The sequence below is a fragment of the Acetoanaerobium noterae genome (assembly GCF_900168025.1).
In the GTDB taxonomy this organism is placed as follows: domain Bacteria; phylum Bacillota; class Clostridia; order Peptostreptococcales; family Filifactoraceae; genus Acetoanaerobium; species Acetoanaerobium noterae.
In genome coordinates, this window is the sequence record NZ_FUYN01000003.1 from 88,629 (window position 1) to 112,364 (window position 23,736).

Consider the following 23,736-nt stretch of genomic DNA (forward strand, 5'->3'; position numbering starts at 1 on the left):
TTTCATTAGGATAACACAATGGAAAATAAAAAGCCTATCATTGCAAGATTTTCATCAATTTATGAATTAAAAAATTTTTTATCCTGCGTTTTTTCGTTAAAAAAAACTCAAACTTCTAATTTATACATATAATGTATCCAATTAGAAGTTTGAGTTTTTGATGTACTACTTATTTATATAAACTTTTGGTATAATATGCTCTGCAATTTTAATTAGCCTTCTTCTTAGCTTATCCGTCAATTTGTTTTCAAATCTTAGCTTGTCAATTTCCTCAGTATCAAACAACAATCCAGCAATATGCTCTACGATTCCTTTATCTGCATAATCGATTTCAAGATTATTGCTGATAATAAAACCACTGTCTATATTCACAAGCCTGTCATACAATCGATTTCTAAAGCTTAAATCATATAGCTCTCCTATAAAATCATGGCAATATGGTATCTGAAAGTCCAAATATTCCTTAGAAACCTCATAACCATTTTCATTAAATTCTTTTGAAATATCAAGTGCTTGTTTATGAAGACGTTTGAGATTTGATTCGTAGTCATCTTTTAGCCAATGTCCATATAGTCTGCAATTTAGAGGTCTAACTTCATAAATTTTACATCTCTTGGTTTTATCCAAAAAAGGACATTTATTTCTCTTTTGATATATGTCTAGATAATATACCATAATGGCTTTTTTTAAATCTGGAGTAAACAAACTATTTTCAAGTAAATAAACATAAATATTTGCCGTCTCAGTGAATGAAGCTCCTACAGACTCGCTGCAGCAATTGGCACAGCCTTTACAATTTCCTGGAAGTATTTGACTATATATAGCTTCTAGTTGCTTATTTATTTCTTTCTTATTTTCATAAAAACTACTTATCAATATCTCATTTCTCCTATTCTCTAATCGGTAACAAAGCTCTAACTAATTATAGCAATTAAAGTTTGCTGATAAATCTTTGGCTCTTTGCTGTATTAACAATAAGAACTTCCTCATCTAGAAATCTAGATTTTTCCAATGTATTAAAAATCTATCTACTTCAGCCGTGGTTGATTTATTAATTAAATTAAATGGAGTATCCACTGCTTCTACTCTTCCATTTATCAATACCATAGCTTTACTTGCAAGTCTAAAAATATCCCTAAAATCATGACTTACTACAACAGCTGTGGTATTTGTATCTTTAATTATTTTATTAATGTCATCAATCAATAGTTCTTTTGTTGGAACGTCTAAAGCTGAAAACGGCTCATCCAAAAAAATTACATCTGGTTCAATCGCAAATGCTCTAGCTAAGCTTACTCTTTGTGATTCTCCCCCTGATAGCAGACGAGCCTTTTGATTTTTTAAATGAAAAATTCCAAAGCTAGTTAGCCATCTATCAACTTTATCACTTATCTCTTTTTTTGATTTTCCTCTTATTTTTAAACCTGAAGCTACATTTTCATATACGGTAGTATTTAAAAGCAGAGGATCCTGAAAAACAATAGCTATTTTTCTTCTTATATCTAATGATATATTAGATCCAATTACCTTATTTTGAAATAATATTTCTCCAGCTGTAGGCTTCTCCAAAAAAGATAGGACTTTTAGCAAGCTACTCTTACCTGAACCATTTGGTCCTACAAGCCCTATTACCTCACCTTTTAAAAGAGAAAAATCGATGTTATCAAGTATTTTTTTATTTCCTTGCTGCCAGCATAAATTTTTAGCTTTTAACATCAATATCCTCCTATCTTTTTTGCTGAAGCACTGTAAGCCATAATGTAGTCAAATAAGAAACTAGAACTAAAATAGCGCTAAGAGCTATTGCTACATCAAAGTTCCCTTTTGATACTTCCATAACCGTTGCCGTAGTAAGAACTCTAGATAATCCTTTTACATTTCCTCCTACCATCATTGATGCTCCTACCTCTGAAACAACGGCTCCAAATCCAGCAATCACAGCAGCAAGCAGAGAAAATCTAGCTTCCTTTAATAAAAACCATAAATACTGTAGCTTAGTTGCTCCCAAAGCTTTTATTTGAAGTCTAAGCTTTGGATCTACTTGAGAAATAGCAGCACTAGTAAGTCCTACTACTATAGGTGAAGCAATCACCGCTTGAGCAATTATTATTGCAGTTGGGGTATAAATAAGATTAAGCGAACCTAAAGGTCCCGAGCGCCATAGCAAAATAGAAATCCATAATCCAGCAACTACTGGAGGCATTCCCATTCCTGTGTTTACTATGCTCATTAAAAAATCTCTGCCAGGGAATCTTTTTAATGCCAGCACCGTTCCAAAGGGTATCCCTATAATCAAGCTTATAAGTGTAGCTGTTCCAGATACTTGCAGAGTTAAAAGAGTGATCCTAAGTACCTCAGGATCACCCGTTAATATCATATTTATAGCTTTTTTAAGTCCCTCAATAATCAAATCCATTAAATCACAGCCTTATTTTCCTATTTCTTCCTCTGATTTTCCTGCATCCTTAAAGAATAGTGGCTCACCATATTCATCCATGCCAAACTCTCCAATTATATCCTGAGTTTTTGAATCTATCATAAACTCCACAAAGGCTTTAGCTCCATCAGCATTCACTTTAGGGAATTTTTCTTCATTCACTTGCATTACGTGATATATATTTAACAATGATTTTTCACCTTGAACAGCTATCTCTAACTGCAGATTATCCTTTTGAGCTAAAAATGTCGCTCTGTCAGTCAAAGTATAACCTTCCTTCTGGGAAGCAATATTTAAAGTTTGTCCCATACCTTGTCCTGTTTCTTGATACCATGAGCCTTCATTTGGAATATTAATATCTTTCCATATTCCTTTTTCTTTTTTGTCGGTTCCTGAATCGTCTCCTCTTGACACAAATATAGATGAAGTTTCAGATATAGCCTTAAAAGCATCTGCTACTGATTTTAGGTCTTTAACCTTAGCAGGGTCACTTGATGGCCCAACTAATATAAAATCATTATGCATTACAAGCTGATAATTAGTAACAGCTCCACTTTCTACTAGAGGCTTTTCTGATGCCGGAGCATGAGTAAGAAGTACGTCTGCTTCACCCTTTTCTCCCATAGCAAGCGCTTGACCCGTTCCTACAGCAATTGTTTTTACTCTATATCCAGTTTGCTCTTCAAACATAGGTATTAGTACATCTAGTAACCCAGAATCTTGAGTACTAGTTGTCGTTGCTAATATTATATCTGGATTTTCAGGTGTTGTCACCTCTTGATTGGCTTGCTCGGTTTCTGGCTCAGGTGCAGGCTCAGCTTCAGGCGTAGAAGTACATCCGCTAAGCATAAGTGCAAATACCATAAGTAAAGCCAAGCAGGTTTCTTTAAAAAATAGATTTCTTTTTTTCATAAATAAATTCCCCCTTAATATGTATAAATATTCTGATTTCTTATCTTAAGTTTAATTTGAGTTTTTATAATTGTCAACAAATAGTTAGGTTGAGTTAGTTTTAGTTAGTTTTATATTTTAATATTATAATATTTTCTTAAATATTTTTTACGTTTTAATCTAAATGTAATGTTATTTACTTGAAAATTTGGTATAATAAGAATATAAATAGTAAATTGTTTTTACGTGCGATTGATCTATTAGATCTCTCCTCACGACAATGGCAAAGTAGTAGAAATGCTATGACGCAAAGCTATAGGGCCTTACCGTAACTGGTTGGCAGCCTAGCTACCGAAAAGGAGTTTTTATTATGAAAAAAAATCTAAAACAGTATTTATTAGTTGCTTTATCGATTGCTAGTGTAACCTTTCCCAATCTAGCTCATGCAGATTCAAAGATAATAGACGAGAGCGATGTTGCTAAAGGCATAATCAAAGTCAATTACTCTACAAATTATCAAGCTAAATATAAATTAGCAATTGAAAAAGATGGACAAAAGCAATATTTTGATTTAGCTGCTAATACAGCTCAAAGCTTCCCTTTAATTTACGACAACGGAAGCTACACTATAAAAATAATGCAAAACACATCAGGAAATAGCTATAAATCAGTATACACTCAAAAAATCGACGCTTATATAGCAGATGATACTGCTATGTATCTTGCTTCAACTGCTGCTGTTAACTGGAGTGAGCAAATGATGGCAATAAAAAAAGCTGAAGAGCTCACAAAAAATCTTCAAACTGATAAAGACAAATTTGATGCTATATACAATTATGTTATTAAAAATTATAGCTATGATTATAATAAAGCAGCTACAGTTAAACCAGGATATATACCTGATATAGAAAAAATTTATGAATCAAAGTCAGGTATTTGCTATGACTACAGTGTTTTATTTGCTTCTATGCTAAGAAGCCAAGGGATTCCCGCCAAGGTAGTAAAAGGTAGCTCTACCTTAGTAAATGAATACCATGCATGGAACGAAGTGTTTATTGACGGAAACTGGATTATAGTTGATACTACAGTAGATGCAGCCTACAGCGCTTCAAAAGCTCCTATAGCTACTATAAAATCCTCAAATCAGTATACTAAAACCTCTGAAATATAAGTAAAAAAGGACTGTCTGGAAATATCAGACAATCCTTTTTTTTAGTTTACATCTTTATCTCTAAGTGGTGGTATCACAATTTCTACTACAGCTCCACCTTCATCTGCATTATAAGCCTTGAGTCCCCAGCCATTTGACTCTGCAATGCTTTTTACTATAGATAGCCCAAGTCCAGTGTTGCCTCCTTTACCTTTGTAAAATCTGTCAAATATATACAGCTCCTCATTATTTTCAAAGCCTCGTCCATCATCTTGAATTTTTATTATTATATGACCAGTTTCGATTTCAAAGGATTCAATAGATATTTGAGATTTTGCATATCTTAAGGCATTTGAAAGTATATTTGAAAAAACTCTGTCTAATCTATCATCACTAGTTCTAACCACAATATAGTGAGCAATATCATTCTTAAAGGTTATATTTTTCTCTTTGGCTAGAAGTGTAAGCCTTATTATTATCTCTTCTACAGCTTCCCAGAGATTTATTCTAATGGACTTTTCCTCACTCATAAGATTTTCCATTTTACTAAGGTAAACAATTGAGTTAACTGTATCTCTAAGCTTCTTACTTTCATCTATTATTATATCCAGACCTTCATCAACCATGCTCTCATCCATTACCTTGTCCTTGATAGCCTCTGCATATCCTTGAATAGACATAAGTGGAGTCTTTAGCTCATGAGAAGTATTTTGGAAAAATTCTTTTTGCTTCTTATCATATTCTTTTAGCTTGTATGCCATTTTAAGAAAATCCTGATTGATTTCTGCTAGCTCATCTTTTGTTTTTATTTCTTCCCAGATGATTTCATCATCAGTAAATGAGAAGGAGGCTATATTTTTCTTTAGTTTATTTATTGGGCTTATTATTCCTCTTTCAAAAAATATAGAGATTATACTAGCAATAAAAAGTGCTATTAAAAAACCTAAGAATACAGATCTATTGATAAGAGCATTTATTACACTTAAATCTTCTTTCTTAGCAAGCATAACAAGGTAGCCTAAAGTCTCTTGGTCTACAGATGAAATCAGAGGTCTTTGCTCTACATAATATTTTGTTTTGTCTATCTCTAAAGGATTTATAGGTTCCTGCTCTGTATTATAGGATTGAAAAATGAGGTTTTTGTCTACATCCATTATTATAAAATGAGTCGTTGCAAGTCTATTATGAGCATAACCCATTCCTTTTGGGAGAATAATTTCTGAAATGCTAAGTGCATTTTCTCCAAAAAAATTCTTACTTATTTGGATTTTCACATTAGGGCTTCCATCCACGACTGTCATTTCAATCTTTTGATCTATCACCATGTTTATTTGCTTGGCTACTACGTCAGCATCTTTTTTGAGGTCTAGCCTTGTCTGTCGATTGAGGATATCGTTGAAGGACATTTTTGAAATACCCATAAATACAAATGCAGTTGCTAATATAATGATAAAATAGCTCTGCATTATTTTTTTTCCGATTTTACTCATTGTCATCTATCCTATATCCATAGCCCCAGACTGTTTTTATTACCACTCGTGATTTTGCAGTCTTAAGCTTTTTTCTAAGCCTTTTTATAGTATCATCGACATTTCTATCATAACCATCGTAATCATATCCCCAAATAGACTCGATAATTTGTTCTCTAGAAAGAGGTAGATTGATATTTTTCATCAAAAACTCCAGTACCTCATACTCCTTTATAGTAAGAGGTATGTCTTGCCCCATACATTTGACTATTCTTCTTTGAACATATATCTCCAAATCCTTTGTTTTCAAAATTTCGTCGTTATGCTCTGAGGATTTAGTCGTTCTTTTTAATATGGTTTTTATCCTTACTACTAGCTCTCTAGGAGAAAAAGGCTTTGCAAGATAATCATCTGCACCTAGCTCTAGTCCGAGTATCCTATCTAGTTCATCGCTTCTTGCTGATACAAAAATTATAGGCACTTCACTAATTTTTCTAATTTCCTTGCACAAATCTAAACCATCTAAGCCTTGCATCATTATATCTAAAACCAGTAAGTCTGGCATAAATTCTCTTATAGCTGATAGCACGCCATCTGCACTTTCAAAGGTAGTTGTGTTATATCCTTCCTTTTTTAGATACATCTCGATTAAGTCTCTGATACGCTTCTCATCATCTACTATGAAAATATGCTTCATAATTACCCTACTTTCTTATAGTTTTTTCTGTAAACAAAAAGCTGCCACTCTATGTGGGCAGCTTAGGAGGGTGAAGTATATAGTATTGGCAGGTTAAGCCAAGGGTTTGTAAAATGTTCCGATGCAGCTAGCTGCATCGGATTTACATGAAAAAAGGGGTGGGTTGTAAGGTTGTGTTTCATTCCTTATTGTTATAATACTTTAGATATATGGTATAAATTCGTGCAAAATGTGGAAAAAGTTAGGGATTTACTTTTTATTTTTTGCAGTTATTCTTGCTCTTTGAGTTTTATCCAAAACTTTCTTTCTGATACGCATTGATTTTGGTGTAATCTCAACAAGCTCATCTTCATCTATAAACTCAAGAATTTCTTCAAGAGACATTCTTTTAGGTGGAGAAAGTCTAAGCGATTCATCTGAGCCAGATGCTCTCATATTTGTAGCTTGCTTTCTCTTACATACGTTTACATCTATATCCCCTGATCTTGAATTGCTTCCTATAACCATCCCTTGATATACTTTTTGTCCTGGATCGATAAAAAGAATACCCCTGTCTTGTGCATTAAACAACCCGTAAGCAACTGCTACTCCATCTTCAAAAGCTACTAATGAACCTTGACTTCTAGCTATTATATCACCCTTATAAGGCTGATATCCATCAAATATAGTGTTAAGTATACCGTTTCCTTTTGTATCAGTTAAAAACTCAGATCTATAGCCTATAAGCCCTCTAGTTGGAATAGAGAAATCAAGTCTCACATATCCACCTTTTGACTGTTGCATATTAATCATTTCGCCTTTACGAGTTCCCATCTTTTCCATAACTGGTCCCATAAAATCCTCAGGAACATCGATTACTGCTCTCTCCATAGGCTCTAAAAGCTTTCCATTTTCATCTCTTTTAAATAAAACCTCTGGTTTAGAAACTTGAAGCTCATAGCCTTCTCTTCTCATAGTTTCCATCAGAATAGAAAGGTGAAGCTCTCCTCTTCCAGATACCTTGAATGTATCCGCTGTATCCATTTCCTCAACTCTCAGAGATATATTAGTATTAAGCTCTTTCATAAGTCTGTCTCTTAATTGTCTAGAAGTTATAAACTTACCTTCTTGACCAGCAAATGGACTGTCATTTACAGAGAAGTTCATTGCTATAGTAGGCTCAGAGATTTTTACAAACTCTATAGTTTCTTGTACCTCTAAATCGGTAAGAGTGTCTCCTATATGAATTTGCTCTATTCCGCTAAGAGCTATTATGCTTCCCATTTTAGCTTCAGTAACCTCAACTCTTGCAAGACCATTATATTCATAAAGCTTACCTATTCTAACCTTATGTTTTTTCTCAGGCTCAAGATGATTTAAAAGCATAACGTCTTGGTTTACTTTTACAGTCCCTCTTTCTACTTTTCCTACTCCTATTCTTCCTACATATTCATTGTAGTCAATAGTAGTAATAAGAAGCTGAACAGGTCCATCAAGCTCTCCTTGTGGAGCAGGAATATGCTCTAATATAGCTTCGTACATATCTTCCATAGTATCTTTCTTTTCATTTATGTCAGTTGACGCCCAGCCACCAATTGCAGAAGCAAATATAAACGGAGACTCTAAATATCTTTCGCTCTCATCTAGCTCCAATAGAAGCTCTAGAACCTCATCAACTACTTCTACCGGTCTAGCCTCTGGTCTATCTACTTTATTTACGCATACAAGTACAGGCAAGCTAAGTTCTAGAGCTTTTTTAAGAACAAACTTAGTTTGAGGCATAGGGCCTTCAAAAGCATCTACAACAAGAATAACTCCGTTTACCATTTTAAGTACACGTTCAACTTCTCCACCAAAATCAGCATGGCCTGGAGTATCAACTATATTTATTTTCGTACCTTTATAGTCGATAGCCGTATTCTTTGACAAGATAGTAATTCCACGCTCTCTCTCTAAATCATTAGAGTCCATTACTCTTTCTTGTACATGCTGATTTTCTCTAAATATCCCACTTTGCTTTAGTAGAGCATCTACTAATGTCGTTTTTCCGTGGTCAACGTGAGCAATTATTGCTACATTTCTAATATCGTTTCTAGTATTCAAGTTTACACTTCCTTCATTAAATTGAAAAAACTGGTCATTCCAGTTAAAACTACGTCGCACTTTTTACAAGCCTATATTATACCATAGGATTATCCTGCTATAAAGAAATATTTAGTTATCATTTTCCTTTTTTATTTCATCAATAACTTTTCTTATAATATCATAAGAAAATCCTTTATATCCTAAACTCTGTGCAGTTTTGGAAAGCCTCTCATCAAATGGCTTGCTCTCAGATAGAGATTTGAATTTTTTAAATCCATGATAGCTTGCATTTTCAAGCTCCTTATCATCGTCTATATAAGTCTGTGCCTCTTCTATATCATTTTTCGAAATACCTTTTTCCATAAGCTTAGATACCATTTGCCTCTTTGACCATTTTTTTGTACTCGCTTTATTCTTTGCTATATCAGTTGCCAATTTCTGATCGTCAACAAATTTATAGCTCTCTAAAAATTCAAGTGCATTTTCTATTGCTTCTTCACAAAACCCTTCTCTTTTCAAGGTGCTTTTTATCTGCATCTTAGATTTAGAAGACCTGCTAAGTATATCTAAGCCTCTTGATTTCGCTCTTTTAATTTGGTCATTTTTCACTATTTCATCATAGGTTTCTTTTGAAAAAACAGCTCCTTGATTTACTCTAAATGTTGCCATAGTTTCATCTGTAAATTTTTGAACTATTTCCTCATTAAAAATGACGTGATAAAGATTATATCTGATTTTTTTAATTTTACTTACTTCAAATTCTTCACTCATATTATTTCACCTCTTTGAGTCTTTTTAATAATTAGACTTTTTGAATCAGTTCTGATAAGATTAACTAAGCGAGACTTAAAACCCATATAAAAAGGAGATTACACATGGAAAACAAAGAAAAAGTATTGGCAAAAGTTGCCACACATCAAATTACAGAATCTGATTTAGAGCATATGCTTAAAAACCTCAACCCTCAAATAGCTGCTAATTTCCAAGGTGAGCAAGGAAAGCAGGCTCTTCTTCAAGAATTAGTAAACCAAAAGCTATTCTATCTTGAAGCTTTAGAAAATTCTATCGAAAACGATGCTAAATTCCAAAGCGAGTTCGAAAAATTAAAAGAGAACTTCGTTACACAATACAGCATCCAAAACCTAATTAATTCAGTTTCTGTTACTCATGAAGAACTAGAAGCTTATTATAACGAAAATAAAGAAGGCTTTATTTCACCACAAAAGGTACAAGCTAGCCATATTCTAGTAAGCGACGTTAGCTTAGCAGAAGAAGTAAAAGGTAAGTTAGCTCAAGGTGAGTCATTTGAAGCTCTTGCAAAAGAATACTCAAGCTGTCCATCTAAAGAAAGAGGCGGAGATTTAGGTATGTTTGGTGAAGGTCAAATGGTCCCAGAATTTGAAGAGGCTGCTTTCAAAATGGCTGTAGGAGAAGTATCTGAGCCTGTAGAAACTCAATTTGGTTTTCATATAATAAAAGTAACTGACAAGCAAGAATCAGGACTACTTTCTTTTGAAGAAGTTCGTTCTAATCTGCTTCGTAATATGATGGCTGAAAAGCAAGGTGCAATCTACCAAAACCATATAGCTGATTTAAAATCAAAATATAACGTAGAAGTTCTATAGATAAAATTAAAACCCAAGGATAAATCCTTGGGTTTTTGCTTTAGAATATCGAATTATATTCTAGTAACATTTGCTGCTTGAGGTCCCTTGTCTCCATCAACGATTTCGAACTGCACTTCTTGACCTTCTTCTAAGCTTCTGTATCCCTCAGATTGGATTGCAGAAAAATGTACAAAAACATCTTTTTCCCCTTCTACTGATATGAATCCAAAACCTTTTTCAGCATTAAACCATTTAACTACTCCGTTTTTCACCCTTAATTCCTCCTGCTCTATATAATAACTTAATTATAATTTTATCATGACTAGAAATTTCAGTCAATATTTCGAATATATCGAATTGTTGTTATTGATACACAATTTTAAAATGCCCAGTCACCATCTTTAAATATCTGAACCTTTGTTCCGTCATGTTTAGTAGCAACTATATTCATATCCTTACTACCTACCATAAAGTCAACATGAGTAAGCGAGGTGTTGGCACCTTTTTGCTCTAGCTCTTCGTCTGTCATCTTATCTCCACCTTCTATGCTAGTGGGATAGGCTGCTCCCAATGCAAAATGGCATGAAGCATTTTCATCAAAAAGTGTGTTGTAAAATACAATCCCAGTGTTGTTTATAGGTGAATCATAAGGAACTAGTGCAACCTCACCAAGATAATGAGAGCCTTCATCGGTGTCAATTAGCTTTTTAAGAGTCTCTAATCCTGTTTCCGCTTCTACTTCAATTATTCTTCCGTCTTTAAATGTAAGCTTAAAATTATTTATCAAGTTCCCTGAATAATTAAGTGGGAAAGTACTAGTTAGATATCCGTTTACTCCAGTTTTAAGGGGCATAGTATACACTTCCTCAGTTGGCATATTGGCAACAAAATAAACGTTTGATTCGTTGTATTCTCCTCCACCTGCCCACACATGATTCTTTGGAAGTTCAACTACCAAATCTGTCTTTGCAGATTTGTAGTGAAGTGATTTAAATTGATTATTATTTAGGAAATCTACTTTTTCAGTTAAATTTTTTATGTGATTGTCCCATGAACCAACTGGATCTTCATCATAAACTCTGTTAGCAATAAAAATTTTATCCCATAGTTTTTCTATGGCTTTATCAGTTGTCTCATCAGGGAAAATCTTTTTTGCCCATGCTGGGCTCGGCACTGCCGCCACGCACCATGAAACTTTTGAATTAAGTGTATATTTTCTAAACTTTTCCGTCGATTTTAAGTTTGCTTTATTTGCTTCTGCTATTCTTTCTGGATCTACATTCTTAAATAAATCAGGATCAGTTCCCGTAATGCTTAAAAAAGCAGCATTTTCTGAAGCCATTTGCTCGAATCCATCTGCCTTCCACTGCATAGCCTCTTTAAATGCTTCAAATGGTGCATTTAAGTACTTCACAAGTGCTAGCTCTTCATCTCTATATTCAACATGTACATTTTTAGCTCCTTCATCATAGGCTTGTTTAGCTACTATTCTGACAAATTCAGCTGCCTCAATAGGCGCATTTACAACGAGTAACTGGTCTTTTTGAATATTGAGTCCATTTCTAACAAGAAGTTTTGCATATTTTTCTAGGTTTTTTTGCATAAAATTCCCTCCCTTAGCTTCTTGTAAATATTTTATCATAAATCATTAATACGTATAGTATTTTTTTTATGATAATAATCAAAAAAATCTGCTAAAAGCTTTTATGCTATAGCAGATTCTTCTATATTTCAGGTTAATTTTATTTATTTTAGCTACAACCGCTACAGCTGCTGCAACCACTTGATTCTCCTACATTAAGAGCTTGCACATACACTCCACCCATATCGCCTTGCTCTACATAAAGAACTTCAAACCCATCGTACTGAGATACTAGAGTTTTATCTACGATGAAGTTAAGACCTTCAAATTCTACCTTTAAATCTGAGTCTTTTGCTTCATCTTGAGCAAGATTGAACATAGGTCCAGAACAGCCCATTCCAGATAAAAATATACGAAGTGTATCCGTATTGATGTTTTTTTCTGATAAAATTGATTTTAGCTCATCTGAAGCTTTTTTATCTACTGTTATGCTCATATATATTCTCCTATTCTTAATAGAAATTAATTATCAGTTTCCCCTACTATATTACACCTTTTAAAATATTCAGTCAACAAAACAGCTATAGAGTTATCTTATTTATACAATAAAATAACTCTATAGCATCAGTATAATGTTTATTTACTTTAATTTGATGTTTATTTACTTTAGTTTAATATTCATTTACTTTAGTATAATCATTTGCACTCTTTATCATTTTTTGACTGATTTTTCCACCCCACATTGCAGCATCAAAGGTAGAGTCAACTACAACCCATTTCCCCCCAATTAAGACCTCGTTCCACGCATGATATCCATCTACTCCTTTAGCATAGCCTTTTACTAGCTTTGTAGGAAGACCTTGACTTCTTTGCATTCCTGCTAATAAAGAAGAATAATCATAGCAGATACCTTTTTTATCTCTATAGGTCTGCTCAATGTTTGGATTATAGTCAGTTGTAAGATAAGGTATTTTATCATAATCATAAGTTACATTTTTTATGATATATGAATAAAGTGTAGAAAGCTTTTTATCGTGTTCCTTTTGTTCTCCACTTAATTCCTTACCTTTTTTTATTGAGTTTAGATTGTTATCCCATTTTATATTTTGTATGGAATTCAAAAAAACAACATTTGGATTCTTTAACTTTACATCAATTGTCTTTGTATCTAAATAGCTGTATTTTGTTCCAGATGTATTTTCTAGAACGCTTACTTTATACTTTCCATCGCCCATCTGAAGAGGAAATTTCTCTACAGCTCCATCTGGCTTTAAATTATAGGTGTATTTAGTTGAATCCTTTTGAATCATAACCTTTATTTTCTTACCAGAATTACTGCTATAGCTTACACCTACTACTCCGTTTCCAGAATTAGCATCATCAATCTTAACCTCCGCATAAGCTTCATTAAAAGCGCCAGTAATAAACATCACTAAAATTATGAACAATATCTTTTTAATCATCTAAATCACCTTCTCTAATTATCACTTAAAATATTTCGTTATCCCCTCAGGATTTACAGCATAGGCTAAAGCTGTTTCCTTAGTTATTTTTCCTTCATTATATAGATTTGCTATGCTCATGTCCATACTCATCATACCAAAAGCTCTTCCAGTTTGTATCGCTGCGTCTATTTGAGGTATTTTAGCTTCTCTTATTAGATTTCTAATATTAGGGTTTGCTATCATCACCTCAAATGCAGGTATCCTGCTATCGTCTATCGATGGAAGAAGCTGTTGAGTCACAACAGCTGTAAGAACCGTTGAAAGCTGAACTCTTATTTGCTGCTGCTGAGACGGTTCGAACACATCGATTATTCTGTCTATGGTTTTTGCTGCACTAGTTGTATGTAGCGTAGATAATACAAGATGTCCTGTTTCTGCTGCTGTAAGAGCTATAGATACAGTTTCATAATCTCTCATTTCTCCAATTAAAATTACATCTGGTGCTTGTCTTAAAGCAGATTTTAATGCCATGGAATAGCTTTTGGTATCTATTCCTATTTCTCTTTGATCCACTATGCTCTTGTCATGCTTATGAAGATACTCAATAGGATCTTCTAGCGTAAGAATATGGCATGATCTTTTTTTATTGATTAAGCTTATTATTGCCGACAATGTTGTAGATTTTCCAGAGCCAGTCGGCCCAGTAACTAAAATCAAACCTTTTTTCTTACTGTGAAAATCAAGAATTTCTGTTGGAATATTAAGCTGCCCAAGGTCTAGTGATTCAAACCTCAGTACCCTTATAGCCGCTGCCATAGAGCCTCTTTGGATGTATGCAGCTACTCTAAACCTTCCAATTCCAGCTAAAGATGTAGAAAAATCTTTTTCCCCAGCTTTTACAAAATCAAGAAAGTCTTCCTCTGTTTTAAATAGTTCGCTTATCATCTTCTTTGCCGTTTCTGGATTTAATTTTTCATCATCAGCCTTTATTAATTGTCCATTTATCTTAAGTGTAGGTGGTACTCCAACACTTATAAATATATCTGAGGCCATTTTGTCAACTGCTTCTTTTAGTAGAGATTGTAGCTCAATCATTTTCTATGTTTACCTCCAGATCTTTAAATTCTATTGCGTCCTCATACTCAACCTCTCTTGGTATCAGCTTCCAGGTATTTATCTCAATCAAATCCTCTTCTATAGCTATATCAGTATCTGAAGCTAGATTCTCAAGAGTAAGCAAAGCTAGAAATCTATCTCCTGATGAGTTTACAAAATCCCCTTTTACAATAATTTTATCTGCATCATAGGTCAACGTCACCTCTGAGCTATCTAATTCCTGAAGAGCTCTATTTAAGCTAGTCCAATAATCTTGACTTGTGGTATTTGATGCTACAATGCTTTGATGCACTATATTTTTTATATCGTAAAGCATAATTTCAGCCTTTGATTCAAGCTCGTAATAATCCTGAGTCCACTGAGCAGTTTTTCTAGCCATTTTAAGTCCAGAATATGATGACATCATAGCTAAAACTCCAAATACTACCATAGTTACTACTAATAGTATAACAAGTATCGATGAACTGCCAGTTCTAGTTTTAAATTTAATCACTTGTATCGCCCCCTATATCTAGTAGTAGTCCTTTAGAGGCATTTAATGCATAAATTTCTTTATTTTGGCTAGATTTCAAGAAATATGGCTTTTCCCTTTGTATATCAACTGATATGTTGTATAAACCCATATTACTAAGCTCTGATGAATCTACTAAATCCAAAGTGATATTCATAATATAGGAAGAGTCCACAAAATCACTATCTACTGGTTGGAAATCATCACCTAGTTTTACTGTATATATTAATTCATCGGAAAGCTTCCTTGCATTTTTTAGTATTATATCATCACTATCTGGACCAATTTTTTCTCCTGCTGATAGGGATTCCATAACTGATTTGCTTACAATGACTGCATTGTCTAAATCATAGGTGACTTCGTTTAAGTTTTTTGCTGTTATAAATATCTGAAGGATGTATACACTTAGAAAAGAGACTATTCCTATAGATATTATTATTTCAATCAAAGTAAATCCATTTTTCTTATTCAAAATAGCCTCCTCCTATCCTTCATTTGATTTCAAGTTTATTTTTAAATATCTCTTTGAAAATGTATCGGAAGCTTTGTTTCCTGAAATTGTAATTTCCATAATATCATCTTTAATGCTCGGTACAAACTCTTCGATAGAAGCTATATCAAAGCTCATATCGTCAGTAAATTCCTGATCTTGCTTTATATAAGCTTCTTTAAGCATTTTATCGTTTAAATATATCCATGTTTCATAATTTTCATTATCTACCCTTTGAACTATTACAATAGATGCTTCCCCATTTATAGGATTATCCTTAATATAGATAGAGGACTGCTCATCAGATTGTTTTATTTTATTATCTATATATGAAGCAGCAATTCTTAGATTTGATAAATTTTCTTTTTCATCTATGACATTTTTATAGGTATCACTAGAGGATACTACTAGAGTGAACACTGCTAGCCCCATAAGCAGGATTAATATCATAACGAGAATCACTTCTACCTTGCTTACTCCTTTATTATTTTTTTTCATAAGTTCCACTATTCCTTCCATTTTTTAAATACCAATATAGTTGGCATAATGTTTGATGCTTCTACTTCATAATGGTAGATATATGCATCCTCATTGGTAATTATAGAATAGTTTTCTTTAAGATAGTCTATACTTGGAGGATAATGACCTTCTAGCGCATAGCATTGAACTGCGGCATTTTCTATAGATTTTCTAACGCTCTCTATATTATCACTATCTGAACTAGCTAAAAATGAGCTTAATCCTTGGAAGTTAAAAAACATATATGCTAGAATTATTGTTAAAAAAAGTATAGGTATGATTTTTGATTTAACTGCATTAATCATAACTCCCCCTCCTTTTATCCGATAGCGGCTATGATATTAATTAGAGGAAGCATAACTGTAAACAACATTACTCCAATAATAAGAGATAATATGGTCACCAGTGCTGGTTCTATCATAGTGGTTATCTTCGACAATGACTTTTCAACTTCTTTATCATAAATTACAGATATTTTGCTTAAACTGCTTTCAAGCTCTCCAGTCATGTGACCTATTTTGAGCATTTTCATAAATAATACAGGGAAAATGCCTAGATTATCTAGCTCTTTCACTGGGTCTGAGCCATTTATAATGTTTAGTCTCGCAGCTTCTAGCAGTGATTCCACATAAGCGTTTCCCACTGATTTTTTTGACATATCTAGAGCTTCATCAAATGAAGAGCCTGCTTTTAACATCATAGTCATGGCATTTGCTAGTCTTGCAGATATAATTTTTTTATAGGTGGCATTAATCCATGGCAATTTAAATAAAATCTTATCCCCTGATTCAATATTTTTTTGAGATTTAAAATAATATAGAAGTAAGGCTATTGCAACGATTAAAACCCCAATAATAGCTAAAGCATATGTCTTCAAAATATTAGCTAAATCAATCATTATTTTGGTGCTTACTGGAATGTCCCCCCCCAAAGATAGAAGTATCTCATGGAACATAGGAAGTACCTTTAGAACTAGAAAAAGTATTACCCCAGCCATCAATACAAGCAGTATCAGAGGATAAGTTACTGCACTTTTTATCTTGTTATTGAGTCTATCTGTCTGCTCATAATAATCGGACAGTCTCTCAAGCTCATCTTGCAGATTTCCAGTTTGCTCTGCTATCTTAACCATGCTTGTCAAATAAACTGGAAAGAATTTGTATTTTTCTATAACACTATGAAGACTATAGCCTTGGGCTAACTGCTGTTGCATATCCTGAGCTACTTCTTTTAGCCTAGGATCCATCATATCCTTTGCAAAAATTTCCATTCCATCTAAAATCGGAATGCCAGACTTAAATATTAGAGATAGTTGATAACAGAATAAAGATAAATCACTAGCACTTAACATTTTTTCCTTTTGCATAACCCACCCACCTTATCTAATAGAGAAAAACCAGCTTCTCCTTATATAAAAATACTTAGCTTATTTCACAATAATAAGAGCTAAAATCATTGTCATAATATTTGTAAACATACTTATTTTATTTTTACCACGTACCAAGCTTTTCAATCAAATCAACTTCAAGTCCAAACCTTAGATTAAAAATTTCAGGACTTATATATACTCTTTTGGTGCATTCGCTTTTATTTGATATACTGCTTTCGTTAATAATGATAGAAACCTCAGATAAATCCAGAAGCTTATTATCTTTTCTTTTTATCCAAATATTCTCCTTAGTATTTACATATAGCTTTAAATCTCTATCGTCTTCTATATAAAAATACTCTTTGGAATAATCTTCAATTGGAGGCTTATTATTTTCAAGTAAAAGCTCATTAATCTTTTCTTTAAATCTAATTATTTGTATATGGCTATCTTGAGAAAAAGTGTACTTTTTGAACTTCTTTCTTTCAATAAAGGATTTGCACAGCCTAGATAGGATTTCATCCTTGTTCTCCTGCCATAGCGATACGTGATATAGCAAGGTTGTATCATCCAGCTTTAAGTAATCCTCAACTGAGAGCTTTTCATTTCTGAATAGTTTTTCTATGATACTAGCTATTTCTATCTTATTGTCAGAAATATAAAGCTGCTTAGCTCTTTCAAATATTTTTTGCAATATCCCTTCCATTTGACGCTTTACTGAATGCTGATATACTTCTTTGTGCATGTAGTATCTTGCTAATATATATTCTTCTAAGGTTGCTATAAATTTTTGATGTATAAAAATTATAAGCTCGCCCTTAGAATTTTTTTCAACTCCAAAAGCTCTTATAAGTCTTTTAAAATCATAGTTTCCAGTGGTTACACTTGTAAAGTAAGCATCTCTTAATAAATAATCCATCCTGTCTGCATCTACTTGAGAGCTAACAAGAGTGGAGATAATAAAAAATATTCCATTTTCATCTTGATGCTTATATGCTTTGGATATAATTTCTGTAAGCCTTATCAAAAAATCTTCTCCAAACTCCTTCAGTATAACACTATTTATTTCAGTTTCAGTGCTTTTTAATATGCTAACTGCCCAGTCCTCATGCGATTTCATCATAAAGATTTTTTCAAAGGTGTGAGAAAATGGCCCATGTCCTATATCGTGAAGTAAGGCAGCGCATAAAGCCAAATCCTTATCCTCATTTTTTACTTCGTAGCCCATTTCTAAGAGCAGTGCGCTAAAATGTTCAATCAGCTTTCCCATTACATAATAGGTTCCTAGGCTGTGAGCCATTCGTGTATGCGTAGCTGTTGGAAATACCATATATTCGCAGCTGAGCTGTTTTATTCTGTTAAGTCTTTGAAATTCCTTAGTGTCAATTATCTTCATAAATCTTTGGTCAAAAACAATATCTGAATGAATGACATCCCTGATAATTTTTGTAGCTTTCATAGACCTAGTCCTTTCTATATTAGAAAAATTAAATATAAATCTTAAAAAAATTGGTGTAAAACAGGAAAAAATAGGTATATAGCTTAAAAGAATTAATAATGTTATCTACAAACTACTAAGAATAGATTTCACAATAATATTACCATTTTTTTCATGTATTATAATCATTTAGCTGTAAATTTAATTGATTTTATATTGGCGTCGAAAGGATGATTCCCATGGATACCAACAAAAATAATAATAATAGTTCAAAGGAAGCTAAAGCTTATCTGCCACCAGCTGAGGATGTAATTTTAAAATTTATGAACAAAAGAACTTACAAAGGTACTTTTATTGATTTTGGTTGCAATGATGGTTACTTTACTTTTACCTCAGAAAAGTTCTTCACCAATGTAATAGGAGTTGATTTAAGCATCAACACAATCAACGAACTACTTAGAACAAGGCCAGAATCCTCTGATGCAAAATTTATTAGATCTCATAACTACACAACTGCACTGCCTGATGGCTCTGCTGATGTTATTTTCATGTTTCATATATTAAAAAAAATACCAAACGTAAAACAATTTGTTAAAGAAATAAAAAGATTATTAAAAGAAGACGGTGAATTATGGATACTTGAAACAGAAAAAACAGAAGCTGACCTAGGCTTAAAAGCTTCTGATGACTATTTCATACCAAAAGAAGAGCTCATAACCAGATTAAAGGATGATGAACTCCACTTCATAGAATATATAGATATAAATGAAAGCTATTACGGAGTAAAATTTACAAAAAACGAGGATTTATTTATGCGTTTTTATCGTGAAGCTTAAGTCCTTTACTAGCTTCATTATCTACTATTACAATTATATCGTTATGAAATTGCAAAATAGAGGCAGGAACCTTTGGACTTACTTTTCCATAAATCATCCTCTCTACAATTTCCGACTTACTAGCTCCACTTGCTAGCAGTAAAATTTTCTTGCTCTTCATGATTGTTCCTATGCCTACACTGATAGCCTTTGTAGGCATAGAGTTTCTATCATCAAAATATTTTGCATTTGAATTTAAAGTAGCTTTACTTAAATCTACAAGATGAGTTTCCTTTTCGAAGTAGTCACTAGGCTCGTTAAATCCAATATGACCATTTACACCTATTCCAAGTAACTGAAGGTCTATTCCTCCTACAGCTTCTATAGATTTTTCATAACGTAAAGCCTCCTCGAAAGGATTCTCGGCTTCTCCATTTGGAATATGAGTATTGCTTATTTTTATGTCAATATGTTTAAATAAACGCTCCTCCATAAATACATGATAGCTACTTTTATGGCTGTTTTTTAAAGGATAGTATTCATCTAGGTTAAAGGTTAAAACCTCGGAAAAGGATACTTCTTTTTCCTTATAGAGCTTTATCAGCTCCTCATATAGACCTACTGGGGTAGATCCAGTAGCTAGACCTATTTTTATTTTAGGGTTTAGAATTATTTGGGAAGAAATTATTTTTGCTGCAAGCTTACTCATTTTTTCATAATTTTCCACTTGAATGACTCTCATGCTATTCCCTCCTCATCACAATAAATCTCCTAGAGTTTACTAGCAGTTGAAGCTCTTTTAATTGTCAGTATTCTTGTGTTTGATATATACCCTAAATATACTTTCATAAGCCTCATCCATGATGTCAAGCTGTGACTGCTTTATAATATTTCCTGAGTAAAAAGCTTCATTAACTAGCTCTCCAAGATTATGCTCGCTAAAACTGAATTTATTATTCAAGATATTCATAATTTCTTTTGGAGTACCCTTAATCTCGGCTTCATCCATTAATTTTGCAATACGAATTATTTCAAAATATCTCTTTTTAAACCCCTCCATACCCTTTTCCTTCTTAATCCTAAAATGTCTATATTCTTCAAAAAGCCTTTTTCTAAAAATCATACTTACTAATAAAGCTCCTCCTATTAAAAGTGCAATTAGCTTTGAGCTTATTTTCACTGGCTCATTTGAAGCTATCACCTCTGAGTCATCATACTCAAACCCTGCATCTTCTTGGTTGTTTCTGGATTCAGTTTCATTATCCTGACCTAAAGGATCAGATTCATCCTCATATTCATCTGTATTTCCGGATTCATTAAGCCTATTTCTTTGATCTATTTCTTCTTGAGTAAGACTACCTGTAGGTTCAAATGACAGCCATCCAGTTCCAGGAATATAAGCCTCTACCCAGGCATGAGCTCTATCTTCTCTGACTATATAAAGTCCAGCTTCATCCAATTCCTCATCCATTCGAAAGCCCTCTACGTATCTAGTAGCAATTCCTATACTTCTTGCCATAACTGCCATAGCTGACGAAAAATAAGTGCAGTATCCTTTTTTCTCCTCAAAAAGAAAATAATCCACAAAATCCCTATTTTCTGGAAGCTCTGAGGTGGTTAAAGTATAAGGATAGTTGTTTTTTAAATAATCCTCTAGTGCTAATAGCTTTTTATATACACCCTCTTGCTCACTTGTTATCTTCTCTGCTAAAGCTACTGTCCTATCTGTTACTGAGCTAGGTAGGCTTTGATATGGCTTAAGCATCTCTAGTTCTTCATCTGAATACTCTCTTTCACCTAAATAATCAACAGAAAAATAACCAACTTCATAGGGCTTTGTTTGATTTTTTTGACCATTATTTCTCATTATTTCCAAATCCATAGTATATATCAGTTCAGTATCCTCTATATTAGCGACTTCATAAGTAAAATATGGATTAAAAATTGTTCTAGTTTTTAAATTTTCAGGATAGATTTCTATTTTTTCAGGAATATAGCCTAGGGATTCAGGCTCTAGCTTGAGTTTATTATCCTGCATTTTATAATATAAGGGCTCTTTTAATTCCCATGAATATCCTGTGTATACATGCTTTACACTTCCTCTTAAGTACAAAGGCTCCTTGGCTTTGACTTTGAGTGCAATCCCATCCGAGAGCTCAACGCTTCCACCTAATTTCTTTGTATTTGGCTGATATGGCAAGTCTGAGAATCTAAAAGAGCTTCCACCTATAGCATCCTCAACAGTTTCTCTCATAGACTCTAAAATCGGAAATCTCGATGTCATTTCCTGTGCAAAATCATCTAAATAAACTACAGGCAGTTTTAATGGAATAATGAGAGCAAGAATACTTAGAGCAATCCCTATAATAGGTCCATAAAAATTAAGCCTCACTTCGTTTACATTATCATCAGGCTCAAAGCTAGCTTTATCTACAAAAAAAGCAAGGCTTCCCATTGTATAGATAATGGAATATAAATAGGCCCCTGGCACATAAAAATGCCAAGATAAAATAAAAAATACATAAAATAAAATAGTCACAAAGCCAAGTCTTTTTTTAATTAGAAGCATGACAAAAATGCAAACTATAGCTATCAGTATGAATTTAGAAAAGCTTTCATATCTTTCGATAGTTATATAAGTTCCACTAGCAAACATATCTGAAATCCAAGTAAAATATCCATTTATCTCTTTTTCTGTAATTAAGCTAATAAAAAGAAATAAAACTGAATAAAATCCTATTTCTAGCTGAGCTAGTGTAAGCTTTGGAATAATCGAGTACATAATAGTTCTAAGTTTATTAGATTTATATATAAGAACACAAATAAAATTAAAACAAGCCACAAGAAACATGCTTGTCGATAGTCCTTGCTGTATTCCTACAACTGAAAGAAGCATGCTGTAAATAGCCAAACTAATAAAATACAGTGCAAAGACTTTATATGTTTGGGAGGTTTTAATTTTCATCGTCATCAACCTTTTTATATTTTGGCCTTATAGTAACTGGCATGATATTGTCTTTTCTAAGATTTCTTTTAAGCTCCTCTTGCGCATCTGAAGCTTCAAAAACAATAGGCATGATATCAAATCCTCTTTTTTTAAGGGTAGTGATAATTCTGCATTTATTTAAATCTAAGGATGGTGTTAAAAGCACTATGCTGCTGTTAAAAGATAGACTTATAGCTTCATCTAGTAGAAATTTTTCTAGTGGAAGGCTTCCTTCAGGCTCGAAGCCAGCCAATCGTTTTAGTAAGGGCATAAAGCTACTCATGTCTCTAGCATTGAAATACGGGTGCTTGTTTGTTGAGTCTATATATAAAACCTCTATCTTATTCATAAGGGCATAATGGCTAATAGATGCTACTGTATCTACTAAGGTATCTTCAATTATCGAATACTCGTCATTGTCATATGAATGAGTATACGCATCTGCAAGAAGTATTAGCTTGGGTTTTGAAGAGGAATCATACTCATTTACATAAGGCTCTCCCAGTTTTGCAGTAAGTCTCTGATTTATTTTCTTCAACGGGTCTCCCTGTGTATATTTTCTAATTCGCTTTATACTAGTGTAGTCTTCACTAATAAGAGAGGCTATGGTTTGCTCTCCGAAATAGTCTGAAGGTGGAATATCAAATTCTTTTAGCTCTATTAGATTCGGATATACAGTCAAGATATCCTTTTGCTCAAAGAACTTCTCAACATAAAAAAGTCCTAGTGCATCCTTGGCTATTACCTTTACTTTCCCTATCTTGTAAAAGCCTCTACGCTTTGGATGCAAATCTCTTTTTATTTCATAATAGTCGTTGGCTGGTATATATATTTTTTCGCAAAACTCTGACTGTCTTAGCTTTTCATCACTTGTATTTGAAAAAGTTATATTGTTCGCTGGAATAAAGCTACCTAAATTAGCTAGCTTATATCTTATCCTCACTCTTTGTCCTGCAAAAATCTCTGTGCTTTCTATTTCAAATCTATATGCGAGCTTATTAACGTAATAAATAAGTGTAAGTAAAGAAAATAAAAGCGCTAATACCCACACCTTAAATACAAAGTTTGGAATATCGCCCCCTACTACTATAGTGAGTGCAATAATCACTCCTCCTATGAAATAGAATTTATATGATGCTATATTAACCAT

At 33.2% G+C, this 23,736-nt stretch carries 25 protein-coding genes and 1 riboswitch; of the genes, 3 read left to right on the forward strand and 22 right to left on the reverse strand.

Annotation, left to right across the window (positions count from 1 at the left end; translation table 11 throughout):
* Window positions 1-165: 165 nt before the first annotated feature.
* The 4 genes from B5X47_RS06650 to B5X47_RS06665 form a co-directional block, all read right to left on the reverse strand.
* Window positions 166-876, reverse strand: a complete 711-nt coding sequence (locus tag B5X47_RS06650; protein ID WP_159446418.1) for a YkgJ family cysteine cluster protein — start codon at window positions 874-876, stop codon at window positions 166-168.
* A 114-nt stretch (window positions 877-990) separates the two neighbouring features.
* Entirely contained in the window at window positions 991-1,716 is a 726-nt protein-coding gene (locus B5X47_RS06655) for an ABC transporter ATP-binding protein (RefSeq protein ID WP_079589407.1), read from the reverse strand.
* A 10-nt stretch (window positions 1,717-1,726) separates the two neighbouring features.
* Entirely contained in the window at window positions 1,727-2,416 is a 690-nt protein-coding gene (locus B5X47_RS06660) for an ABC transporter permease (protein ID WP_013361091.1), read from the reverse strand.
* Between the two features lie 12 nt (window positions 2,417-2,428).
* Window positions 2,429-3,349: an ABC transporter substrate-binding protein gene (locus B5X47_RS06665; protein WP_079589408.1), complete on the reverse strand. Its 921-nt coding sequence runs from the start codon at window positions 3,347-3,349 to the stop codon at window positions 2,429-2,431.
* Window positions 3,350-3,600: 251 nt separating this feature from the next.
* Window positions 3,601-3,684: riboswitch (cyclic di-GMP riboswitch) on the forward strand.
* A 14-nt stretch (window positions 3,685-3,698) separates the two neighbouring features.
* Here B5X47_RS06665 and B5X47_RS06670 point away from each other — a divergent pair.
* On the forward strand, window positions 3,699-4,499 hold the full coding sequence (locus B5X47_RS06670) for a transglutaminase domain-containing protein (protein WP_079589409.1): 801 nt from the start codon (window positions 3,699-3,701) through the stop codon (window positions 4,497-4,499).
* 41 nt (window positions 4,500-4,540) lie between these two features.
* Here the strand turns inward: B5X47_RS06670 and B5X47_RS06675 are convergent, their stop codons facing one another.
* The 4 genes from B5X47_RS06675 to B5X47_RS06690 all read right to left on the reverse strand — a co-directional run bounded on the left by B5X47_RS06675 (window position 4,541) and on the right by B5X47_RS06690 (window position 9,479).
* Complete coding sequence (locus B5X47_RS06675; RefSeq protein ID WP_159446419.1) at window positions 4,541-5,968, reverse strand: sensor histidine kinase; 1,428 nt, start codon at window positions 5,966-5,968, stop codon at window positions 4,541-4,543.
* Complete coding sequence (locus tag B5X47_RS06680; protein ID WP_013361087.1) at window positions 5,961-6,644, reverse strand: response regulator transcription factor; 684 nt, start codon at window positions 6,642-6,644, stop codon at window positions 5,961-5,963. The genes B5X47_RS06675 and B5X47_RS06680 overlap by 8 nt, the downstream gene beginning before the upstream one ends.
* A gap of 249 nt (window positions 6,645-6,893) precedes the next feature.
* The gene (gene typA, locus B5X47_RS06685) at window positions 6,894-8,726 is read right to left on the reverse strand and encodes a translational GTPase TypA (protein WP_013361086.1); all 1,833 of its coding nucleotides are present in this window, start codon (window positions 8,724-8,726) and stop codon (window positions 6,894-6,896) included.
* Window positions 8,727-8,837: 111 nt separating this feature from the next.
* Window positions 8,838-9,479, reverse strand: coding sequence for a regulatory protein RecX (locus B5X47_RS06690; protein ID WP_079589411.1), 642 nt, complete (start codon window positions 9,477-9,479; stop codon window positions 8,838-8,840).
* A 104-nt stretch (window positions 9,480-9,583) separates the two neighbouring features.
* Between B5X47_RS06690 and B5X47_RS06695 the strand changes: the two genes are divergently transcribed.
* Entirely contained in the window at window positions 9,584-10,333 is a 750-nt protein-coding gene (locus B5X47_RS06695) for a peptidylprolyl isomerase (RefSeq protein WP_079589412.1), read from the forward strand.
* A gap of 53 nt (window positions 10,334-10,386) precedes the next feature.
* Here the strand turns inward: B5X47_RS06695 and B5X47_RS06700 are convergent, their stop codons facing one another.
* The 11 genes from B5X47_RS06700 to B5X47_RS06750 form a co-directional block, all read right to left on the reverse strand.
* Window positions 10,387-10,587: a cold-shock protein gene (locus B5X47_RS06700; protein ID WP_079589413.1), complete on the reverse strand. Its 201-nt coding sequence runs from the start codon at window positions 10,585-10,587 to the stop codon at window positions 10,387-10,389.
* A gap of 107 nt (window positions 10,588-10,694) precedes the next feature.
* The gene (locus B5X47_RS06705) at window positions 10,695-11,918 is read right to left on the reverse strand and encodes an aminopeptidase (protein ID WP_079589414.1); all 1,224 of its coding nucleotides are present in this window, start codon (window positions 11,916-11,918) and stop codon (window positions 10,695-10,697) included.
* A 148-nt stretch (window positions 11,919-12,066) separates the two neighbouring features.
* Window positions 12,067-12,393 (reverse strand): iron-sulfur cluster biosynthesis family protein, encoded by a 327-nt coding sequence (locus B5X47_RS06710; RefSeq protein WP_079589415.1) that lies wholly within the window; start codon window positions 12,391-12,393, stop codon window positions 12,067-12,069.
* A 175-nt stretch (window positions 12,394-12,568) separates the two neighbouring features.
* A complete protein-coding gene (locus B5X47_RS06715) occupies window positions 12,569-13,360 on the reverse strand; it encodes a transglutaminase-like domain-containing protein (RefSeq protein WP_013361080.1) in 792 nt (263 codons plus the stop codon).
* 21 nt (window positions 13,361-13,381) lie between these two features.
* A complete protein-coding gene (locus B5X47_RS06720) occupies window positions 13,382-14,437 on the reverse strand; it encodes a type IV pilus twitching motility protein PilT (protein WP_079589416.1) in 1,056 nt (351 codons plus the stop codon).
* Window positions 14,430-14,951 carry a hypothetical protein gene (locus B5X47_RS06725; RefSeq protein ID WP_079589417.1) on the reverse strand — a complete coding sequence of 174 codons (522 nt, stop codon included), beginning with the start codon at window positions 14,949-14,951 and terminating at the stop codon, window positions 14,430-14,432. Before B5X47_RS06725 ends, B5X47_RS06720 begins: the two co-directional genes overlap by 8 nt.
* On the reverse strand, window positions 14,944-15,441 hold the full coding sequence (locus B5X47_RS06730; RefSeq protein WP_159446420.1) for a prepilin-type N-terminal cleavage/methylation domain-containing protein: 498 nt from the start codon (window positions 15,439-15,441) through the stop codon (window positions 14,944-14,946). Before B5X47_RS06730 ends, B5X47_RS06725 begins: the two co-directional genes overlap by 8 nt.
* 12 nt (window positions 15,442-15,453) lie before the next feature.
* The gene (locus B5X47_RS06735; protein WP_159446421.1) at window positions 15,454-15,957 is read right to left on the reverse strand and encodes a DUF4860 domain-containing protein; all 504 of its coding nucleotides are present in this window, start codon (window positions 15,955-15,957) and stop codon (window positions 15,454-15,456) included.
* A gap of 8 nt (window positions 15,958-15,965) precedes the next feature.
* Window positions 15,966-16,283 (reverse strand): hypothetical protein, encoded by a 318-nt coding sequence (locus B5X47_RS06740; RefSeq protein ID WP_079589420.1) that lies wholly within the window; start codon window positions 16,281-16,283, stop codon window positions 15,966-15,968.
* A gap of 14 nt (window positions 16,284-16,297) precedes the next feature.
* Entirely contained in the window at window positions 16,298-17,344 is a 1,047-nt protein-coding gene (locus tag B5X47_RS06745; RefSeq protein ID WP_079589421.1) for a type II secretion system F family protein, read from the reverse strand.
* 124 nt (window positions 17,345-17,468) lie between these two features.
* Window positions 17,469-18,806: an HD domain-containing protein gene (locus B5X47_RS06750; protein ID WP_079589422.1), complete on the reverse strand. Its 1,338-nt coding sequence runs from the start codon at window positions 18,804-18,806 to the stop codon at window positions 17,469-17,471.
* Between the two features lie 218 nt (window positions 18,807-19,024).
* On the opposite strand from B5X47_RS06750, the gene B5X47_RS06755 reads away from it, so the two are divergent.
* The gene (locus tag B5X47_RS06755) at window positions 19,025-19,621 is read left to right on the forward strand and encodes a class I SAM-dependent methyltransferase (protein ID WP_159446422.1); all 597 of its coding nucleotides are present in this window, start codon (window positions 19,025-19,027) and stop codon (window positions 19,619-19,621) included.
* On the opposite strand, the gene nagB is transcribed toward B5X47_RS06755, so the two are convergent.
* Genes nagB through B5X47_RS06770 form a run of 3 tightly spaced genes read right to left on the reverse strand, consistent with a single transcriptional unit; the run spans window position 19,596 to window position 23,736 of the window.
* Window positions 19,596-20,342, reverse strand: a complete 747-nt coding sequence (nagB, locus tag B5X47_RS06760; RefSeq protein ID WP_079589424.1) for a glucosamine-6-phosphate deaminase — start codon at window positions 20,340-20,342, stop codon at window positions 19,596-19,598. The two genes, B5X47_RS06755 and nagB, sit on opposite strands and share 26 nt — an antisense overlap.
* Window positions 20,343-20,399: 57 nt before the next feature.
* Window positions 20,400-22,565, reverse strand: a complete 2,166-nt coding sequence (locus B5X47_RS06765; protein ID WP_159446423.1) for a transglutaminase domain-containing protein — start codon at window positions 22,563-22,565, stop codon at window positions 20,400-20,402.
* Entirely contained in the window at window positions 22,555-23,736 is a 1,182-nt protein-coding gene (locus B5X47_RS06770; RefSeq protein ID WP_079589426.1) for a DUF58 domain-containing protein, read from the reverse strand. Before B5X47_RS06770 ends, B5X47_RS06765 begins: the two co-directional genes overlap by 11 nt.

Excerpts from the sequence above, each read along its gene's own strand:
- B5X47_RS06670 (WP_079589409.1), top strand. The coding sequence starts at position 3,699 with ATGAAAAAAAATCTAAAACAGTATTTATTAGTTGCTTTATCGATTGCT.
- B5X47_RS06690 (WP_079589411.1), bottom strand. The coding sequence starts at position 9,479 with ATGAGTGAAGAATTTGAAGTAAGTAAAATTAAAAAAATCAGATATAAT.
- B5X47_RS06745 (WP_079589421.1), bottom strand. The coding sequence starts at position 17,344 with ATGCAAAAGGAAAAAATGTTAAGTGCTAGTGATTTATCTTTATTCTGT.
- B5X47_RS06740 (WP_079589420.1), bottom strand. The coding sequence starts at position 16,283 with ATGATTAATGCAGTTAAATCAAAAATCATACCTATACTTTTTTTAACA.
- B5X47_RS06680 (WP_013361087.1), bottom strand. The coding sequence starts at position 6,644 with ATGAAGCATATTTTCATAGTAGATGATGAGAAGCGTATCAGAGACTTA.
- B5X47_RS06750 (WP_079589422.1), bottom strand. The coding sequence starts at position 18,806 with ATGAAAGCTACAAAAATTATCAGGGATGTCATTCATTCAGATATTGTT.
- B5X47_RS06755 (WP_159446422.1), top strand. The coding sequence starts at position 19,025 with ATGGATACCAACAAAAATAATAATAATAGTTCAAAGGAAGCTAAAGCT.
- B5X47_RS06675 (WP_159446419.1), bottom strand. The coding sequence starts at position 5,968 with ATGAGTAAAATCGGAAAAAAAATAATGCAGAGCTATTTTATCATTATA.
- B5X47_RS06665 (WP_079589408.1), bottom strand. The coding sequence starts at position 3,349 with ATGAAAAAAAGAAATCTATTTTTTAAAGAAACCTGCTTGGCTTTACTT.
- B5X47_RS06765 (WP_159446423.1), bottom strand. The coding sequence starts at position 22,565 with ATGAAAATTAAAACCTCCCAAACATATAAAGTCTTTGCACTGTATTTT.
- B5X47_RS06655 (WP_079589407.1), bottom strand. The coding sequence starts at position 1,716 with ATGTTAAAAGCTAAAAATTTATGCTGGCAGCAAGGAAATAAAAAAATA.
- B5X47_RS06770 (WP_079589426.1), bottom strand. The coding sequence starts at position 23,736 with ATGGTTAATATAGCATCATATAAATTCTATTTCATAGGAGGAGTGATT.
- B5X47_RS06695 (WP_079589412.1), top strand. The coding sequence starts at position 9,584 with ATGGAAAACAAAGAAAAAGTATTGGCAAAAGTTGCCACACATCAAATT.
- B5X47_RS06720 (WP_079589416.1), bottom strand. The coding sequence starts at position 14,437 with ATGATTGAGCTACAATCTCTACTAAAAGAAGCAGTTGACAAAATGGCC.
- B5X47_RS06715 (WP_013361080.1), bottom strand. The coding sequence starts at position 13,360 with ATGATTAAAAAGATATTGTTCATAATTTTAGTGATGTTTATTACTGGC.
- B5X47_RS06710 (WP_079589415.1), bottom strand. The coding sequence starts at position 12,393 with ATGAGCATAACAGTAGATAAAAAAGCTTCAGATGAGCTAAAATCAATT.
- B5X47_RS06660 (WP_013361091.1), bottom strand. The coding sequence starts at position 2,416 with ATGGATTTGATTATTGAGGGACTTAAAAAAGCTATAAATATGATATTA.
- nagB (WP_079589424.1), bottom strand. The coding sequence starts at position 20,342 with ATGAGAGTCATTCAAGTGGAAAATTATGAAAAAATGAGTAAGCTTGCA.
- B5X47_RS06705 (WP_079589414.1), bottom strand. The coding sequence starts at position 11,918 with ATGCAAAAAAACCTAGAAAAATATGCAAAACTTCTTGTTAGAAATGGA.
- B5X47_RS06735 (WP_159446421.1), bottom strand. The coding sequence starts at position 15,957 with ATGAAAAAAAATAATAAAGGAGTAAGCAAGGTAGAAGTGATTCTCGTT.